The organism is Curtobacterium oceanosedimentum (assembly GCF_020297365.1).
Classification (GTDB): domain Bacteria; phylum Actinomycetota; class Actinomycetes; order Actinomycetales; family Microbacteriaceae; genus Curtobacterium.
Window position 1 is genome coordinate 1 of sequence record NZ_JAIXIG010000015.1, and the last position, 14,863, is coordinate 14,863.

General features: G+C 71.8%; 14 protein-coding genes. All 14 read right to left on the minus strand.

All coding sequences use genetic code 11. The features are described 5' to 3' along the window. Positions 1–814, minus strand: an 814-nt coding sequence (gene recO, locus LEL83_RS08425) for a DNA repair protein RecO (protein ID WP_225558475.1), incomplete at its 3' end; no start/stop codon positions are given. A gap of 247 nt (positions 815–1,061) precedes the next feature. Further along, positions 1,062–2,837 (minus strand): 2-isopropylmalate synthase, encoded by a 1,776-nt coding sequence (gene leuA / locus LEL83_RS08430; RefSeq protein WP_225558476.1) that lies wholly within the window; start codon positions 2,835–2,837, stop codon positions 1,062–1,064. 521 nt (positions 2,838–3,358) lie between these two features. Continuing rightward, positions 3,359–4,759 (minus strand): ABC transporter permease, encoded by a 1,401-nt coding sequence (locus LEL83_RS16205; protein WP_225558477.1) that lies wholly within the window; start codon positions 4,757–4,759, stop codon positions 3,359–3,361. Then, positions 4,756–5,508, minus strand: a complete 753-nt coding sequence (locus LEL83_RS08440) for an ABC transporter ATP-binding protein (protein WP_225558478.1) — start codon at positions 5,506–5,508, stop codon at positions 4,756–4,758. Before LEL83_RS08440 ends, LEL83_RS16205 begins: the two co-directional genes overlap by 4 nt. 143 nt (positions 5,509–5,651) lie before the next feature. Then, a complete protein-coding gene (locus LEL83_RS08445) occupies positions 5,652–6,341 on the minus strand; it encodes a response regulator (protein WP_198658336.1) in 690 nt (229 codons plus the stop codon). Further along, positions 6,338–7,687, minus strand: coding sequence for a sensor histidine kinase (locus tag LEL83_RS08450; RefSeq protein ID WP_225558479.1), 1,350 nt, complete (start codon positions 7,685–7,687; stop codon positions 6,338–6,340). The genes LEL83_RS08445 and LEL83_RS08450 overlap by 4 nt, the downstream gene beginning before the upstream one ends. Beyond that, the gene (gene era / locus LEL83_RS08455; protein WP_198658335.1) at positions 7,653–8,591 is read right to left on the minus strand and encodes a GTPase Era; all 939 of its coding nucleotides are present in this window, start codon (positions 8,589–8,591) and stop codon (positions 7,653–7,655) included. Before era ends, LEL83_RS08450 begins: the two co-directional genes overlap by 35 nt. Continuing rightward, on the minus strand, positions 8,588–9,910 hold the full coding sequence (locus LEL83_RS08460; protein ID WP_198658334.1) for a hemolysin family protein: 1,323 nt from the start codon (positions 9,908–9,910) through the stop codon (positions 8,588–8,590). The genes era and LEL83_RS08460 overlap by 4 nt, the downstream gene beginning before the upstream one ends. 3 nt (positions 9,911–9,913) lie before the next feature. Then, positions 9,914–10,375, minus strand: a complete 462-nt coding sequence (ybeY, locus tag LEL83_RS08465) for an rRNA maturation RNase YbeY (protein ID WP_198658333.1) — start codon at positions 10,373–10,375, stop codon at positions 9,914–9,916. After that, on the minus strand, positions 10,372–11,514 hold the full coding sequence (locus LEL83_RS08470; RefSeq protein WP_372454450.1) for a PhoH family protein: 1,143 nt from the start codon (positions 11,512–11,514) through the stop codon (positions 10,372–10,374). Before LEL83_RS08470 ends, ybeY begins: the two co-directional genes overlap by 4 nt. Beyond that, positions 11,504–11,857, minus strand: a complete 354-nt coding sequence (locus LEL83_RS08475) for a histidine triad nucleotide-binding protein (RefSeq protein WP_198658331.1) — start codon at positions 11,855–11,857, stop codon at positions 11,504–11,506. The genes LEL83_RS08470 and LEL83_RS08475 overlap by 11 nt, the downstream gene beginning before the upstream one ends. A gap of 38 nt (positions 11,858–11,895) precedes the next feature. After that, entirely contained in the window at positions 11,896–12,633 is a 738-nt protein-coding gene (locus LEL83_RS08480) for a 16S rRNA (uracil(1498)-N(3))-methyltransferase (protein ID WP_225558480.1), read from the minus strand. Then, positions 12,633–13,748, minus strand: a complete 1,116-nt coding sequence (gene dnaJ / locus LEL83_RS08485) for a molecular chaperone DnaJ (RefSeq protein ID WP_198658329.1) — start codon at positions 13,746–13,748, stop codon at positions 12,633–12,635. The genes LEL83_RS08480 and dnaJ overlap by 1 nt, the downstream gene beginning before the upstream one ends. Positions 13,749–13,781: 33 nt before the next feature. Then, entirely contained in the window at positions 13,782–14,801 is a 1,020-nt protein-coding gene (gene hrcA, locus LEL83_RS08490) for a heat-inducible transcriptional repressor HrcA (protein WP_198658328.1), read from the minus strand. Positions 14,802–14,863 lie beyond the last annotated feature (62 nt).

A 14,863-nucleotide genomic window follows, 5' to 3' on the forward strand; every position in this document is an offset into this window, starting at 1 on the left:
GCTCGGGCACAGCCGGCGCCGGGGTCGAGGCCACCGCGCGCGCCGTGGCCTCGGGTCCGCCGTGGTGCTGCGGGACGGGCAGCGGGTGCTCGGACCGGTCGACGTGCGGCAGGGACCGGAGCGATCGTTCCAGGTGCCACTGGGCGTAGGCCGCGACCACGCCGGAGGCCCGGGAACGCGTGCGCTCGTCCGTCGCGTCGACGCTCGCCCAGTCGCCGGCGAGCAGCGAGCCGAGCACGCCGAGGGTCGCCGGGTCGAGGCGCGGGGTCCCCGGCGGGGCGGCACGGTCGGCGACGACCCCACCGAGCTGCACCACGAACGCGGAGTGCGGGCCGGGCTCCCCCGTCACGGCGCAGTCGCTGAACGAGGGCGCCCACCCGGCGATGCTCATGGCGCGGAGCAGGTAGGAGTCGAGGGTCGCGCTGGAGTGGTGCTCCCCGCGGGACAACGACCGCAGGGCCCCGACGAGCAACAGGTACTGCTGCAGTCCGGCGTCGGCCTCGCTCAGGCGGTCGGCGGTCTCGACCATCGCGCTGGCGGCCGTGTAGGCGCCGTAGTCGGCGACGATCTGGGCTCCGTAGGCACCGAGCGACTCGGCCTGGGTGACGATGTCGAGCGACCGGCCCTCGTAGAACTGCGCGTCGACGACCATGAACGGTTCGAGCCGGCTACCGAACTTCGACGCGGTCCGCCGCACGCCCTTGGCCACCGCGCGGATCTTGCCGTGCTGCCGCGAGAGCATCGTGACGATGCGGTCGGCCTCACCGAGCTTGTGGGTGCGCAACACGACGCACTCGTCCCGGTACAGCGGCATGCCCCCAGTATCCCCCGCTCCGCCGACACCCGCGTGCGGGTCGGGCGGCTCGGGCGGCGGCTCGGGTTCGGTCGCTGCGACGAGACGCCGTCGTCTCCACACGACGCCGTGTGCTCGTCGAGACGCCGCGACTTCCGGCGGCGTCTCGACGACACGACGGCGTCGTGCGTCAGGGGTGGAGGTGCGCACAGACGGGAGGCGCGGTGCGGGACGGACCCGCACCGCGCCTCCCGGCCTGGTCGCGATCTCAGGCCGAGACGAGCTCCGGCGCGTCGGCGCCGGCGGCGGCACCCGCGCGCACCGCGCGGTTCACCGCGGAGATGACGGCCTTGAGCGACGCCGTCGAGATGTCGGCGTCGATGCCCACGCCCCACAGGCGCACGCCGTCGACGTCGAGTTCGACGTACGACGCCGCCTTCGCGTCACCGGAGGCGCTCATCGTGTGCTCCGAGTAGTCGTACAGCGTGACCTGGACGCCCTGCTCGGCCAGCACCTTGAGGAAGGCGTCGATCGGACCGGTGCCGACGGCCTCGGCCGTGACCGAGCCGTCGTCGACGCGGAGCGCCACGGACAGCGAGGTCGTGCCGTCGAAGTCGCTCGACGTCGCCGTCTTGGTGAGCTCGTAGCGGCCCCACTTCTCGTCGTCGACCGACGCAGGCAGGTACTCGTCCTGGAACACGTCCCAGATGCGCTGCGACGAGAACTCCCCGCCCTCGGTGTCGGTGTGCCGCTGCACGACGCCGGAGAACTCGATCTGCAGCTTGCGCGGCAGGTCGAGGGCGTGGTCGGTCTTGAGCAGGTACGCGACACCGCCCTTGCCGGACTGCGAGTTGACGCGGATGACGGCCTCGTACGACCGGCCGATGTCCTTCGGGTCGACGGGCAGGTACGGCACCGCCCACTCGATCTCGTCGATGTCCTTGCCCGCGGCGGCGGCCTTGGCCTTCATCGCCTCGAAGCCCTTGTTGATGGCGTCCTGGTGCGAGCCGCTGAAGGCCGTGTAGACGAGGTCGCCCGCCCACGGCTGGCGCTCGGGCACCGGCAGCTGGTTGCAGTACTCGACCGTGCGCTTCACCTGGTCGATGTCGGCGAACGAGATCTCCGGGTCGATGCCCTGCGTGAACAGGTTCATGCCCAGGGCGACGAGGTCGACGTTGCCGGTGCGCTCGCCGTTGCCGAACAGGCACCCCTCGATGCGGTCGGCCCCGGCCATGTAGCCGAGCTCGGCGGCGGCGACGGCGGTGCCGCGGTCGTTGTGCGGGTGCAGCGACAGGATGACGTCCTCGCGGTGCGCCAGGTTGCGGGACATCCACTCGATCGAGTCGGCGTAGACGTTCGGGGTCGCCATCTCGACGGTCGCCGGCAGGTTGATGATGACCTTGCGCTCGGGCGTCGGCTGGAAGACCTCGAGCACGGCGTTGCAGATCTCCTTCGCGACCTCGAGCTCGGTGCCCGTGTAGGACTCCGGCGAGTACTCGTAGTAGATCGTCGTGTCGTGCTGCAGCGTCGCCTCGGCCGCCTTGCAGAGCTTCGCGCCGGCGACCGCGATGTCCACGACACCCTGCACGTCGGTGCGGAAGACGACCTCACGCTGCACGATGCTCGTGGAGTTGTACAGGTGGACGATGGCCTGCTTCGCGCCGTCGATCGCCTCGTAGGTGCGCTGGATGAGGTGCTCGCGCGCCTGGGTCAGCACCTGGATCGTGACGTCGTCGGGGATCGCGCCGTCGTCGATGAGCGCCCGGACGAAGTCGAAGTCGGTCTGCGAGGCACTCGGGAACCCGACCTCGATCTCCTTGTAACCCATGCCGACGAGCAGGTCGAACATCGCGCGCTTGCGCTCGGCGTCCATCGGGTCGATGAGGGCCTGGTTGCCGTCCCGCAGGTCGACGGCGCACCAGCGCGGAGCCTTGTCGATGCGCTTCGTCGGCCAGGTGCGGTCCGGCAGGTCGACGGTGATCTGCTCGTGGAAGGGGACGTACTTGTGGATCGGCATCCCGGATGGCTGCTGCGTGTTCTGCATCGTTCGTCGCTTTCGTCGCGTGTTCGTGTGCTCTGGGTGAGGCGGCCACGACGGACTCCGCGACGAGGTGGGCCGGAGTGTCAGGCCTCGTCGCGGCAGCGAAGGAGGAGGTGCGCCGAGTACATCGCGTCCACGGTAGCACTGGTGTACCAGGCTGTCGCAAGCGTGTGACGCGGGAGGGGTCGGGCGGAGTCGGGCGGGGTGTCGAGCGGTGCGCCGAGGGGCGCATCGAGGGGCGCACCGAGCGGTCGAGACACGCCGTCGGTGCTGCGCCGAGGGGTCACGAAGCGTCGCCAGAGGGCCGGTCGGGCGACAGATGGTGACACCTCAGCGGAACCGAGCGGCGTGGCGCGGGCGCGCGCGGGGGCGGGCGCGGGCGCGGGCGCGGGCGCGGGGCGGCACCCTGCCACCTCGGCGGACACAGGCGGCGGGGCAGCGCCGCGAGCGACGACGGACGGGAGGCACGGTGCCAGCTGACACCGGGCCTCCCGTCCGTCACGCGGTGCGCCCAGGGCGACGCGTCAGTCGACCGCGAGGGCCTCCGTCGGCGGGACGCGCATCGCGCGGCGGACCGGGGCGATGGTCGCGACCACGGCGAGCACGAGCGCGCCCACCACGACGATCGCGATCGTCAGGGGCGGCAGGACCGGCGTCACCGGGGCACCGAGGGACCCGAGCAGCGTCTGCCCGCCGACCCAGCCGTACAGGACCCCGAGCACGAGCCCCGAGACGACCGCCGCGACGACCATCTGCACGGCCTCGGTGACGATCATGCGCCGGACCTGCGCCCCGGTGAGTCCGAGCACACGCAGGAGACCGAGTTCGCGGCGGCGCTGCAGGACGCCGAGCGCGAGGGCGTTCACGACACCGACGGCGGCGATGACGGCCGAGAACCCGACGATGACGCTCACGACGGCGTTGACCTGGACGAAGAAGTCCCGCTGCTGCTCGAGCATCTCGGGCGTGGTCTGCCCGTCGCCCAGGCGCTGCAGCTGGGTCTCGAGCACCTGCTGCATGATGCCGAGCGCCACCGCGAACGTCACGAGCAGCGTCACGCCGATCACCAGGCCGATCGTCGCCCGCGAGGACCGACCGGGTGCCCGCATTGCGTTGCGACCGGCGAGCAGGACCACGGGGTTGCCGGACCCGATCCGGCCGATGAGCTGCAGCACGGGCGGCATGACGACCGTCGCCCCGACGGCGACCCCGGCGAAGGAGACGAACCCGCCCAGGGCCGCCGGCAGCACCGCGACCGGGGACACGACACTCGCCGCGAGCCCGAGGAACATGAGCACGGCACCGGCGGCCATGAGCACGATGGCCCAGACCTTGCGTGCCCGCCCGGACCGCACGTCGTCGTGGCTCGGCTCGACGCTGGACGACAGCGCCTCGAGCGGGGTGACGGTGAGGACGCGACGCGAGCCGACCGCGAACGCACCCCAGGTGGCGAGCACGACGGCCACGACCGGCAGCACGAGCTCCCACGGCACCAGGGTGTAGTCGGTGTCGGGCAGGAATCCGTTGCCGCGGAGGACCAGGACGAAGAGCGCCGAGAGCCCCGTGCCGACGACGGCGCCGATGAGGCCGCCGAGCACACCGACCGCCAGGCCGGTCCGGGTGATCCGGGCGCGCAGGGCCGCCCCGGTGGCACCGACCAGCCGCTGCAGCGCGATGATCCGCGTCTGCCCGGCGATGAGGGTCGCGCAGGTGTTCGCGGTGACGATCGCACCGACGTACAGCGCGATGCCGAGGAACAGCCACCCGATCACGGACAGGATCGCCTTGACGGGCCCGAGATCGGCGAACCCGGTCGCGCCGAGCGCCTCGGCCACGATGCCGGGCGCGATGACGAGTGCGGAGCCGAACGTGGTGCCGAGCGCGGCGACGAGGACGGTGGGGGCGAACGAACGGATGCCGTTCACGCCGCGGCCTCCATCCCGAGCATCGTGGTGGAGATGGCGCCGGCGTCCATCGCGGGGCGGTCGGCGACGATCCGGCCGTCGGCGAGGAACAGGATGCGGTCGGCGTTCGCGGCCGCCACCGGGTCGTGCGTCACCATGACGACGCTCTGGCCCCACTCCTGGACCGCACCACGCAGGATCGCGAGCACGTCGCGCCCGGTGCGGGAGTCGAGCGCCCCGGTGGGCTCGTCGGCGACGACCACGGCCGGCCGCGAAGCGAGCGCGCGGGCGATGGCGACGCGCTGCTGCTGGCCCCCGGACAGCTGGTGCGGCCGGTGCGTCAGGCGGTTCCCGAGCCCGAGCATGTCGACCAGCCGGTCGATCCACGCCGTCTCGTCCCGCGACGGCTTGTGGCCGCCGAGCAGGAACGGCAGCCGAATGTTCTCGCTGACGTCCAGGGTCGGCACGAGGTTGAACGACTGGAAGACGAACCCGAGTCGCCGGCGGCGGAGCTCGGTGAGGTCCTTGTCGCCGAGGCTCGTGATGTCGACACCGTCGATGTGGATGCGTCCGGACGACACGGCGTCGAGTCCCGCGGCGACGTGCATGAGCGTCGACTTGCCGGACCCCGAGGGCCCCATCACCGCGGTGAACTCCCCCGCGCCGATGTCGACGCTGACGTCGTCGAGCGCCGTCACACGACGGGCGGCGTCGCCGTAGTGCTTGGAGACGTGGTCGAGGCGGATGATCGGAGCGTGGCTGCTGGTCATGCATCCACGATGACGGCCAGGAGGCCCGCCCCGCGTCGATCCCGCGGCTCCTGTGGATCGTCCGGTCGGCTCGGTTCCGTGTGGAGGGGTCATCCCTCCGGATGACGCCGAACCGCGCACCCGGAACCGTCGGGCGCGCCGGGTCAGTCGCCCTTCGTGACCAGTCCGTGCTCGTGCGCGAACACGACGAGCCGCACACGGTCCCGGAGCTCGAGCTTCGTGAGCACCCGCGAGATGTGCGTCTTCACCGTCGCCTCGCTGACGTACTCGTGCTGCGCGATCTCGCTGTTGCTGAACCCGCGGGCCGCCAGGTCGAAGATCTCCCGCTCGCGGGGTGTGAGGTCCGCGAAGGCCGGCGGCACCGCGGCGGCACGGCCGACCGAGTCGTCGTAGCGCCGCAGGAGCTCCCGCGTGGCCGATGCTGCGAACACCGCGGTGCCGGCGTGCACCGTCCGGACCGCCGCGAGCAGGAACTCGGGGTCGGCGTCCTTCAGCACGAAGCCGCTCGCACCGGCACGGATCGCCTTCGCAGCCGCCTCGTCGAAGTCGAACGTCGTCAGGACGAGGACCTTCGCGCCGTCCGCACCGGACTGCTCGACGATGCGGCCGGTGGCGGTGATGCCGTCCATGACGGGCATGCGGACGTCCATCAGCACGACGTCCGGTCGCGTCCGACGGACGAGTTCGACGCCCTCGGCGCCGTCCCCGGCCTCGCCGACGAACTGCAGGTCGGGCTGCGAGTCGATGAGCATCCGGATGCCGGTGCGGAAGAGCGCCTGGTCGTCGACGAGGGCGACGCGGATCGGCTGGTCGGACGGCGGGGTCGTGGTCATCGGGCGGTTCGCTCCTGCTCGGTCTGGGTGATTCGGCCACGGGGCACCTGGCCGCTGGCCGGGACGGCGGGCATGCGCACGGCGACCTCGAAGTCGTCGCCGCGCGCTCCGGCCGTCATCGTGCCGCCGGTCATGACGGCACGCTCCCGCATGCCGACGAGCCCGTGGCCCGTGCCCGGCCCGGATGACCCGTCGTCGGCACGGCGGTTCACGACGGCGATCTCGACGGTGTCCGGACGGTAGGTCAGGGCGGCGCGGACCGGGCTGCCCGGTTCGCCGTGCTTGTACGCGTTCGTCAGGCTCTCCTGCACGATCCGGTACACGGCGAGCTGCGTCGTCGTCGGCAGGCCGGAGGGGTCGCCCTCGCGCTCCACGTGGACGTCGAGGCCGAGCTGCCGCATGTCGGCGATCAGGCGGTCGATGTCGTCGATCTCGGGCGTCGGCACGGTCCCCTGCTCGTGCCGGAGCGCACCGAGCAGCTCGCGCACGTCGCCCAGGGCGCGTCGCGCCGTCGCGGAGATCGTGCTGAGGGCCTGGTCGGCGACCGCCGGGTCGGCCTTGAGCGCGTACCGTGCGCCGTCGGACTGCGCGATGACCACCGCGAGCGAGTGCGCGACGATGTCGTGCATGTCCCGGGCGATGCGCACGCGCTCCTGCTCGACCGCGACGGCGCGGTCGGCCCGCGCGGCGTCGCGCTCGGCCAGCAGCTGGGCCTCGCGGCTCATGCTCGCCGCCCGTCGGGTGCGGACCACGAGGCCGGCGAGCCACGGCAGGAGCAGCAGCATCAGGACGACCGCGAAGTACGACACGGTGACCTGCACGGCCTCTTGCGCGGGGGTCGACGCGGTCTCGAAGGTCAGCCGGTTCCGGTAGTCGTCGATCCCGATGTACAGCGCCGCCGTGACCGAGCCGACGATCGCGGAGACGAGCCCGGCCAGCCGCACGCGTCGGCTGCCGTACGCGCTCGTGGTGAACATGACGCCGGCGATGAAGGCGTTCGACAGGTCGGGCTCCTGCCCGGTGGCCATCTGGAACACCGCGAACGTCCACGCCACCGTCAGGGCGAGCGCCGGCGACAGTCGACGGAGGGCCAGCGCGGCGGTCATCCCGACCACGGTGACGATCGCGAGCGGGCTGTCGAGCCCCCGGGCGCCGGCGACCAGCACGAGTCCGCCGAGCAGCACGGCGATCACGAGGTCGGTGAGCACCTGCGCGCGCATCATGGGTCGGAACACCCGTCCACGGTACGGGGCGTGGTCGGTCGTCGCGTCCGCCGCCCGGATGACCCTCGTCGCGCCCGACGCCGGGTCGTCAGAAGCCGAGGCGTCCGAGCTGCTTCGGGTCACGTTGCCACTCCTTGGCGACCTTCACGCGGATGTTGAGGTAGACGTGCCGACCGCCGAGCAGCGACTCGATCTCGGTCCGTGCCCGCGAGCCGACGTCCTTCAGGCGCTCCCCCTTGCGGCCGATCACGATCGCCTTCTGGCTGTCGCGCTCGACGAACAGGTTCGCGAAGATGCGCAGCGGGCCGTCCGGGTCGTCGTCCTCGTCGGGTTCGACGACGTCCTCGATGACGACGGCGAGCGAGTGCGGCAGCTCGTCGCGGACGCCCTCGAGCGCGGCCTCGCGGATGAGCTCGCCGATGCGCTCCTCGTCGGTCTCCTCGGTCACGGCGCTCGAGTCGTAGAGCTGCGGCGACTCGGGCAGCAGGGAGGTGATGACACCGAGGAGGTCCTCGAGCTGCATGCCCTTCGTGCCGGACGTCGGCACCACGGCGTCCCAGTCGCGCAGCTTCGACACGGCCAGCAGCTGCTCGCCGACGCCGTCCTTCGACGTCCGGTCGATCTTCGTGACGATGGCGATCTTCTTCGCCCGCGGGTACTGGTCGAGCGTGTCGTTGATGAAGCGGTCGCCCGGACCGACCGGCTCGTTCGCCGGGACGCAGAAGCCGATCACGTCGACGTCGCCGAGCGTGGACTGCACCAGGTCGTTGAGCCGCTCGCCGAGCAGCGTGCGGGGCCGGTGGACGCCGGGGGTGTCGACGATGATGACCTGGCCGTCGGGCCGGTGCACGATCCCGCGGATGGCGCGGCGGGTGGTCTGCGGCTTCGACGAAGTGATCGCGACCTTCTCGCCGACGAGCGCGTTCGTCAGCGTGGACTTGCCCACGTTCGGGCGCCCGACGAACGAGACGAAGCCCGCGCGGTAGGGCTCGGCGGGGGTCACCTGGGCGGTGTCGGCGTCGGTCATGCGTGCTGGGTTCCCGTCGTGGAGTGGTCGGCGTCGTCGAAGGCGTCCTCGACGTCCGCGAGCGCGTGGGTGCGCTCGGCGAGCACGGTGATGAGGTGGCGGCGTTTGCCCTCGACACGGTCGGCGGTGAGCACCACGCCGGACACGGTCACGGTGTCGCCGGAGACGGCGAGGTGCCCGAGTTCCTTGGTGAGCAGGCCGCCCGCGGTGTCGACGTCGTCGTCGTCGAGCTCGATGCCGAACAGGTCGCCGAGTTCGTCGATCGGCAGTCGGGCGGAGATGCGCCACACCCCGGTCTCGACCTCGACCCGGTCGACCACCGCGCGGTCGTACTCGTCGGAGATGTCCCCGACGAGCTCCTCGATGAGGTCCTCCATCGTCACGAGCCCGGCGACGCCGCCGTACTCGTCGACCACCAGGACCAGGTGGTTCTTGGCGACCTGCATGTGCCGGAGGGTGTCGTCGGCGGCCTTCGACTCCGGCACGAACTCGGCCGGGCGCAGCAGCGCGGTGACCGGTTCGGCACCGGCGCCCGGTCGCTCGTAGAGCGCACGGGCGACGTCGCGGAGGTACAGGACGCCGAGGACGTCGTCGCTGTCCTTGCCGGTCACCGGCATCCGCGACACCCCGGCGGCGAGGAAGCGCTCCATGCCGGCGGCGAGCGTGTCGGTGCCGTCGACGGTCAGCATGTCCGTGCGGGGCACCATGACCTCACGCACGAGCGTGTCGCTGAACTCGAACACCGAGTGGATGAGGTCGCGGTCCTCGTCCTCGAGCACGTTGCTCTCGGTGGCCTCGTCGACCAGGGAGAGCAACTGCTCCTCACTGGAGACGGTGGACGCGCTCCGCCCACGGCCGGGTGTCACCCGGTCGCCGATGCGGACGAGCAGGCCGGCGAGCGGTCCGAGCACGATCCGGACGGCGCGGACGAGCCCGCCCGTCGCGCCGAGCAGCCGTTCCGCGTGTGCCCGGCCGACGCTGCGCGGGCTGGACCCGACGAGCACGAAGGACACCGCGGTCATGATCGCCGCGGACAGGACGAGCGCGAGCCACCAGCTGTCGAAGGCGCGGACGAGGGCGATCGTGACGAGCACGGCGGCTGCCGTCTCCGCCAGCACCCGGAAGAAGTTCAGGGCGTTGACGTGTGCACCGACGTCGTCGGCGATCGCCTCGATGGCGCGCCGGCGCTTGTTGCCCCGTGCGATCTCCTCGAGGTCGGCCCGGGACACGACGGACAGCGCGGCGTCGCTTGCGGCGAGCAGCCCGCCGAGCACGACGAGCACCAGTGCCACCGCGAGGAGTCCGGCGACGACGACCATGCGCTACCGCCCTCGGTGCTGCGCCGCGAAGGCGGTCAGGATCTCGCCCTGCAGCCCGAACATCTCGGCCTTCTCGTCGGGTTCGGCGTGGTCGAACCCGAGCAGGTGCAGGATCCCGTGGCAGGTGAGCAGCAGCATCTCGTCGGTGCTCGAGTGCCCGGCGGTCTTCGCCTGCTCCACGGCCACCTGCGGGCAGAGCACGATGTCGCCCAGCAGGCCGGCGGGGGTCGGGTCGTCCTCGGTGCCGGGCCGGAGCTCGTCCATCGGGAAGCTCAGCACGTCGGTCGGACCGGGCTCGTCCATCCACCGCACGTGCAGCTGCTCCATCGCGCCCTCGTCCACCAGGACGATCGCGAGTTCCGCGTCGGCGTGCACGTGCATCGCGTCGAGCGCGAACGCAGCGAGGCGCTGGATCGCGGCCTCGTCCACCTCGACGCCGGACTCGTTGTTGAGCTCGATGCTCACCGGTTGCCTCCTCGGGCGTCACTCTGGGGGTACGGGGACCGCTGGCGGTCCTGCGGCGGGCGTCCGCGGCGCTCGGCGCGGTTGGCACCGTCCGGGTTGCCGACCGGAGCGGTCCCCCGGCCGCCGGGTCGCTGCCCGGCCTGTTCCGCCAGGCGCTCCTCGTCGTACACGGTGTAGGCGTCGACGATGCGGCCGACCAGCGTGTGCCGCACGACGTCCTCGCTGCCGAGGCGGGCGAAGTGGATGTCCTCGACCTCGTCGAGGATGCGGGTCACCAGCCGCAGACCCGACACGTTGCCGGGCAGGTCGACCTGGGTGATGTCGCCGGTGATCACCATCTTCGAGCCGAACCCGAGACGCGTCAGGAACATCTTCATCTGCTCGGGCGTGGTGTTCTGCGCCTCGTCGAGCACGACGAACGAGTCGTTCAGGGTGCGACCGCGCATGTACGCCAGCGGAGCGACCTCGACGGTGCCGGCTGCGAGGAGCTTCGGCACCAGCTCGGGGTCCATCATCTCGTTCAGGGCGTCGTACAGGGGGCGCAGGTACGGGTCGATCTTGTCGGTCAGCGTGCCCGGCAGGAAGCCGAGCCGTTCGCCCGCCTCGACCGCGGGCCGGGTCAGGATGATCCGGTTCACCTCGCGCCGCTGCAGCGCCTGGACCGCCTTGGCCATCGCCAGGTAGGTCTTGCCGGTGCCGGCCGGACCGATGCCGAACGTGATGGTGTGCTCGTCGATCGCGTCGACGTAGGCGCGCTGCCCGTCGGTCTTCGGGCGGACGGACTTGCCGCGGCTCGACACGATCGGGGTGCCGAACGTGTCGGACGGCTTGCGGTCGTCGTCGAGGATCCTGGCGGACATGGGGATGTCGGCCGGGCCGATCTCCTGCCCGCGGCGGACCATGCCGACGAGCTCGTCGACGAGCGCCTTCGCACGGGTGACGTCGCGGTCCGGTCCGGTCAGGGTGACCTCGTTGCCGCGGACGACGACCCGGACGCCCGGGTACTGCCGCTCCACGGTCTTCAGCAGCCGGTCCTGGGGACCGAGCAGCTGCACCATGGCGATGCCGTCCACCTGGAGGGAGACGGAGACGGGCTGTTCGTCGGCGGCGGCGGGGTGTACTGGTTCGTTATCCGGCAAGGGTGCCTTCCTGCAGTTCGCCTGCGAGTACGTGCGCGTGCACGTGGAACACGGTCTGACCGGCGGCTTCGCCGGTGTTGAAGACGAGTCGGAACTGGCCGCCCGCACGCTCGTCGGCGATGCGCTGCGCGGTGGCGACCACGTGGGCGAGGAGCTCGGGGTCCCCCGCCGCCAGCTCGGAGACGTTCGCGTACTGGTCGGTCTTGGGGACGACGAGCACGTGGACGGGTGCCTTCGGCGCGATGTCCTCGATCGCGATCACACGGTCGTCCTCGGCGACGACGGTGGCCGGGATCTCGCGCGCGATGATCTTCGAGAAGACGCTGGGCTCGCTGGTGCTCATGCCCCCATCGTAGGACGCACCCGTGACGCCGGTCCCGCTCACCAGCGGCCCAGTCGCGCCTGCAGGACAGCGAGCGCCGCCGGACCCGCCGTCGAGGTGCGCAGGACGCTGTCGCCGAGCCGCACCCGGACGGCACCGGCCGCGCCGAGCCGGTCGAGCTCGGCGGCGTCGATGCCGCCCTCCGGTCCGACCACGAGGGCGATGTCCTCGACGTCCGCCGGAGGTTCCCAGCTCGCGAGCCGCACGGTCGCGGTGGGGTCGAGCACGAGGACCGTGGTGCCCTCGCCGAGGGCGGGGACGAGCTGCCCGGTGGTGACGAGCGCTCCGACGGACGGCACCCGGGAACGGATGGCCTGCTTCGCCGCCTCGTGCACGATCGCCGCCCACCGCGCACGGCCCTTCTCGACCTTCGCGCCGTCCCACCGGGAGACGCTGCGTGCGGCGGCCCACGGGACCACCCGGTCGACGCCGACCTCGGTGGCCGCCTGGACGGCCATCTCGTCGCGTCCGCCCTTCGCCAGCGCCTGGACGAGCGTCAGCGACGGGGACGGAGCCGGGTCGACCGACACCGTCTCGACGGCGAGCGTCAGGGTGTCCCGCCCCACCTCGGCGACCGAGCCGGCGACGACCGTGCCGCGGCCGTCGGAGATGCGCAGCGGTTCGCCGACGCGCACCCGCGACACCGTCACGGCATGCCGACCCTCGGGGCCGTCGAGCGGCACGGTGCCGCCGACGGCCACGCCGTCGAGCGAGTCGACCAGGTAGAGCGAGGCCATCAGTGGTTGAAGAACCGGTCGCGCAGCTTGCCGAACATGCCCTGCTGGAACCGGGCGAGCTGGGGCGCCGTCGTCTTGTGCGACTTCGCGAGCTGCTCGACCAGCTGTCGTTCCTTGTGCGACAGCTTGGTCGGGGTCACGACCTGCACGCCGACCCGCAGGTCACCGCGGCCGTTCCCGCGCAGCTTCGTGATGCCGCGGTCCTTGATGACCAGCACGTCGGCGCTCTGCACGCCGGGACGGATCTCGAGCTCGACCGGGCCGTCCAGCCCGTCGATGGTCGTGGTCGTGCCCAGCACGGCGTCGGTCATGCCGACCTCGAGCGTGGCGAGCAGGTCGTCGCCGTCACGGCTGAAGACGTCGTCGTGGCGGACGCGGATCTCCAGGTAGAGGTCACCCGAGGGACCACCGGCCGGGCCGACCTCGCCCTGACCGGGCATCTGCAGGCGCAGACCCGAGTCGACACCGGCGGGGACGTCCACCGGGACCGTGCGTCGGGCGCGGACGCGGCCCTGGCCCTGGCAGGTCGGGCAGGGGCTCGGGATCACGGTGCCGTACCCGCGGCAGGTGCCGCACGGCGCGCTCGTCACGACGTTGCCGAGGAGCGAGCGGACCTGGCGCTGGATGTGTCCGGACCCGCCGCAGATGTCGCACGTGCGCGGGCTGGTGCCGGGGGCACAGCACGAGCCGTGGCACGTCTCGCACAGCACAGCCGTGTCGACCTCGACGTCCTTGTGGGTGCCGAAGACGACCTCGTCGAGGTCGACCTCGATGCGGAGCAGGGCGTCCTGGCCGCGCTCGGCACGGCTGCGCGGGCCGGACCCGCGTCCACCGCCACCACCGCCGCCGCCGAAGAAGGCGTCGAAGATGTCGCTGAAGCCGGCCGCGCCACCGCCGAACGGGCTGTCGGCCTGCGGGCCTGCGTCGTACCGACGGCGCTGCTCGGGGTCGCTGAGCACGTCGTAGGCGTGCGTCACGTCCTTGAAGCGCTCGGCGGCGTCGGGGGCCGGGTTCACGTCCGGGTGGAGCTCGCGCGCCAGCCGGCGGTAGGCCTTCTTGATGTCGGCATCGGAGGCGTCTCGCTGGACGCCGAGGACGTCGTAGTGGTCTGCCACGTATCCCTCAGTCGGTTGGGTTCGGTCGGTCGGTCAATGTTCGCCCAGGAGCTTGGACAGGTACCGTGCGACGGCGCGGACGGCCGCCATGTTCGTCCCGTAGTCCATCCGGGTCGGTCCGAGGACGCCCAGGCGGGCCACCTCGCCACCGGCCAGGTATCCGCCGGCGACGATGCTCGTGGCGTCGAGCCCGTACTCGGCGTTCTCCGCACCGATCCGGGCCGCCACCGCGATGTCGTCCACCTGCATCTCCCCGAACAACCGGAGCAGGGTGACTTGTTCCTCGATCGCCTCGAGCACCGGGAAGAGGCCGCCGGAGAAGTCCTGCTCGCTCTTCGCCAGGTTCGCGGCCCCGGCCATGAGCAGGCGGTCCTGCCGGTTCGCCGCGACCTGCTCGATGAGCGTCGCGACGACGACTCCGCCCAGGGTCTGGGCGTCGGGACGGAGCTGCTGCGGCACCGCCCGGAGTGCGGTCGGGACGTCCTGGAGCAGGAGGCCCACGGTCGCGCCGTTCACGACGGACCGGAGCTCGGACAGCGAGGGCTCGTCGAGCGGCACGTCGGTCTCGACCACGCGCTGCTCGACCCGGGCGGTGTCGGTGATGAGCACCACCATCAGGCGCGCGTCGCCGAGCCGGACGAGTTCGACGTGCTGCACCCGGGCGCGCACCATCGAGGGGTACTGCACCAGGGCGACCTGGTTCGTGAGCTGGCTGAGCAGCCGGACGGTGCGCCCGAGCACCTCGTCGAGGTCGTTCGGGGCGCCGAGGAACGTCTCGATCGCGTGCCGCTGCGCGCTGGAGAGCGGACGGGCACCCGCGAGGTGGTCGACGAAGACGCGGTACCCCTTGTCGGTGGGGACCCGGCCGGACGACGTGTGCGGGGCGGCGATGAGCTGCTCGTCCTCGAGCAGGGCCATGTCGTTGCGGATCGTCGCGGCGCTGACCCCGAAGGCGTGCCGCTCGACGATGGTCTTCGACCCGACCGGTTCGCGCGACGCCACGTAGTCGCGCACGATCGCCTTCAGGACCTCGAGGCTGCGTTCACTGACCACGAGCGTCTCCTTCCCGGTCGGACTGGCACTCGGACGTGTCGACTGCTGATCCTACGCCCGCA

Excerpts from the sequence above, each read along its gene's own strand:
- leuA (WP_225558476.1), bottom strand. The coding sequence starts at position 2,837 with ATGCAGAACACGCAGCAGCCATCCGGGATGCCGATCCACAAGTACGTC.
- LEL83_RS08440 (WP_225558478.1), bottom strand. The coding sequence starts at position 5,508 with ATGACCAGCAGCCACGCTCCGATCATCCGCCTCGACCACGTCTCCAAG.
- LEL83_RS08445 (WP_198658336.1), bottom strand. The coding sequence starts at position 6,341 with ATGACCACGACCCCGCCGTCCGACCAGCCGATCCGCGTCGCCCTCGTC.
- era (WP_198658335.1), bottom strand. The coding sequence starts at position 8,591 with ATGACCGACGCCGACACCGCCCAGGTGACCCCCGCCGAGCCCTACCGC.
- LEL83_RS08460 (WP_198658334.1), bottom strand. The coding sequence starts at position 9,910 with ATGGTCGTCGTCGCCGGACTCCTCGCGGTGGCACTGGTGCTCGTCGTG.
- LEL83_RS08475 (WP_198658331.1), bottom strand. The coding sequence starts at position 11,857 with ATGAGCACCAGCGAGCCCAGCGTCTTCTCGAAGATCATCGCGCGCGAG.
- LEL83_RS08480 (WP_225558480.1), bottom strand. The coding sequence starts at position 12,633 with ATGGCCTCGCTCTACCTGGTCGACTCGCTCGACGGCGTGGCCGTCGGC.